Raw genomic sequence first — 2943 nt, 5'->3', positions numbered from 1 at the left:
CCTGCTGCTGCCAAAGTCTCAAACATTTTTGCTGCTACTTGTGGTCGTCCGATCATTCCCGCACCCACAAGACTGACTTTAGCAATAGGTCGCTCTTGTGTTTTGACTTCCGGTTCGCCCAAAGTGGGGTCAGAATTCTTACCTAAAGCAGGTAGTATAGCATCCGCTACCGCTGCCGCTTGTTTCAAGGTATCTTTCCCGACAGTGAAGGCAATATCATTAGTATTACTTTCGTGAATAGACTGAATAATCAAATCTACATCTATATTTTGTACGGCAATACCAGCAAATAATTTAGCTGCCACACCAGGGCGATCGGGAACGTGCAACAGAGAAACTCCTCCTTGGTTAATGTCATATTCCACAGCATCTACAGATTTTGTCAACTCCAAATCTTGCAAAGCACGATGTTGGGGTATTGGGGAAACTACACGAGTACCAGGAGCATCGCTCCAACTAGATAAAACTACTAATGGCATTCCATAATTTCTAGCAATTTCAACTGCCCTGGGATGCAGCACTTTTGCCCCTAAACTTGCCAACTCCAACATTTCATCACAGGTAATGTCTGACATTAACTGTGCTTCGGGTACTATGCGGGGGTCGGTTGTTAAGATTCCAGGTACGTCTGTATATATTTCGCACCTTTCTGCTTGGAGTGCTGCTGCCAATGCAACTGCAGAAGTATCCGAACCGCCTCTACCTAATGTTGTGATTTCCTGGTGGCGAGTCTGACTAATACCTTGAAAACCTGCAACGACTACAACTTCTCCCATTTGGAGATGTTCTTCTATGCGTTCGGTTTGAATATGTAAAATACGAGCGCGGGAATGTTCAGCTTCTGTGACTATTCCTACCTGCGCTCCGGTAAGAGAAATAGCTGGCACTCCCAACTCTTTCAAGGCCATGCTCATCAGAGCGATGGTAACTTGTTCCCCTGTGGATAGTAGCATATCCATTTCTCGACGACAGGGGTTGGAAGAGATTTCGTTTGCTAGTTTAACTAAACCGTCTGTGGTTTTTCCCATTGCTGAAACGACTACTACTACCGAGCGATCGCTGGCTGTTTTAGCAATACGTTGGGCCACTGCTTTAATTCTTTCCACAGACCCGACTGATGTACCACCGTATTTTTGGACTATTAGCATATTGATTTGAGAATTAGACTATTAAAATATAAACTGTATTAATTTAAATTCTTCCATTAAAAGTTGTAAACCGGATTGATTAAAGTGTATCTTTTTATATTTAATTTGGTGTGATAACTTTAATTTCAGAACATTAAGAAAAATTGGCGTTGGTGAAGCGCGTGTATGATATTAATCTTAATTACTCAGGAGTCAGGAGTCAGGAGTCAGGAGTCAGGAGGGAAGAAAGAAGAAGAAAGAGGAATAGAAGGAGAAAGTTTTTTGTTTAGCTGGCGTAAAACGCACGTTAACGTTACGCGACAGGTCAAGGTACCATTCAGGACTGAAAACGCGGAGCGCGGAACGGAGTTCTATCACACTCTGACCCGGACATGATATTATACCTCAAATCACCAACGCCGAAAAATTGTATTAGTTTGACGGAGCAAAACATTATGAACAATCTAATAAACAAAACTGCGACAATGCAAGCGCTCGTTCTGTGGGATCTTGGCAAGTTTGAAGTCCGTGAAGTTCCGAAACCTCAAGTTGGTTCTCATGAAATTCTGTTACGCTCATCAGCAGTTGGTGTATGTGGTTCGGACTTTCACATTTTTTCTGGGGAAAGCAATTTTAATAAGGATAAATATGGTCAACCTATCCCCCTACTCCAACAACCCCAAATTCTAGGTCACGAAATTGTGGGTGTGGTAGAAGAAGTAGGTGTGGAGGTTCAAGATTTGTCTGTAGGCGATCGCGTGGTTCTAGACCAGGGTTTAAATTGTTTGAGTAAAAAGGGAAAATCTCTATGCGAATATTGTCTTACTGGAGATTCCCACCAATGTGAAATTTATCAGGAATATGGCATTACTGGTTTACCAGGAGCTTTCGCTGAATATTTGACAGTTCCTGCTGTGAATGCCATTAAAATAAATTCTGATTTGGAAAGCGTCCACGCTGTCCTCACAGAACCCCTTGGTTGTATGATTCATTCATCAGATGTAGTGGCAAAAACCCGCACCCGCTATAAAATTGGTGCTGAGGAGTTAGAGCGTCGCGTGCAATCAATTCTGATTTTGGGAGCTGGTCCTGGAGGACTTTTATTTACTCAGTACCTACGCAATATCCTGGGATATGAGGGTTTAATTCTGGTCAGCGAACCAAATGCTCGAAAGCGTGAGTTAGTTAAAAGTTTTGGTGCAGATGTCATAGATCCCCAAGAGGTAAATATTGTAGAGGCAGTGAGAGAAAAGACTAATGGACGTTTAGTAGAGTATGTAATTGATGCTTGCGGAAATGGTTTAATTTTTAAATCTATTCCTAGTTTGATTCGCAAACAAGCAACGTTTCTGATGTACGGTTATGGACATGGGGGAGTAGATTTGAGCGTGTTAAACAACTTACAATTTATAGAGACAACATTGGTTTGTGCGACGGGAGGTTCTGGAAAATTCAACGATCAGGGACGCTCATTAACCTACTCTCAAGCACTCCGAGCGCTGGAAGAAAAACAGATAGATGTGTCATCATTGATTACACATCGTTACCACTCCCTGGAAACTATACCACAAGCGTTTATCCATGACCACAAATTGTCGGATTATATTAAAGGTGTGATGGTGTTGTGATCGAGATTAGGATTTAGAAAAACGGGAGTGGGGAAGTAGGGGAGTAGGAAAGAAACTGAAATACATCGTCTTTCTTTTAATTGAAGCTAGCGATAAATTTTTGGCTTTATTCAAAATTGAGATGCACCCTAGATAATGACTTAATAACTCATAGCTGATAGCTGACCGCTGAGCGCTGAATGCTTATA

3 protein-coding genes are annotated in these 2943 nt (G+C 42.0%); 2 read left to right on the top strand and 1 reads right to left on the bottom strand.

Annotated elements, in window-relative coordinates:
* Nucleotides 1-1148 (bottom strand): aspartate kinase (locus tag F6K13_RS26435; RefSeq protein WP_287288908.1); only part of this gene is annotated, 1148 nt, incomplete at its 3' end.
* A gap of 165 nt (nt 1149-1313) precedes the next feature.
* On the opposite strand from F6K13_RS26435, the gene F6K13_RS26430 reads away from it, so the two are divergent.
* A complete protein-coding gene (locus F6K13_RS26430; RefSeq protein ID WP_124145638.1) occupies nt 1314-1523 on the top strand; it encodes a hypothetical protein in 210 nt (69 codons plus the stop codon).
* Nucleotides 1524-1582: 59 nt separating this feature from the next.
* Nucleotides 1583-2755, top strand: a complete 1173-nt coding sequence (locus F6K13_RS26425; protein ID WP_161564586.1) for a zinc-binding dehydrogenase — start codon at nt 1583-1585, stop codon at nt 2753-2755.
* The last annotated feature ends 188 nt before the right edge of the window (nt 2756-2943 follow it).

It is taken from the genome of Okeania sp. SIO2B9 (assembly GCF_010672505.1).
Lineage (GTDB): Bacteria > Cyanobacteriota > Cyanobacteriia > Cyanobacteriales > Microcoleaceae > Okeania > Okeania hirsuta.
The sequence above is the reverse complement of the archived record's forward strand: the minus strand, read 5'-3'. Positions and strand labels throughout refer to the sequence as shown.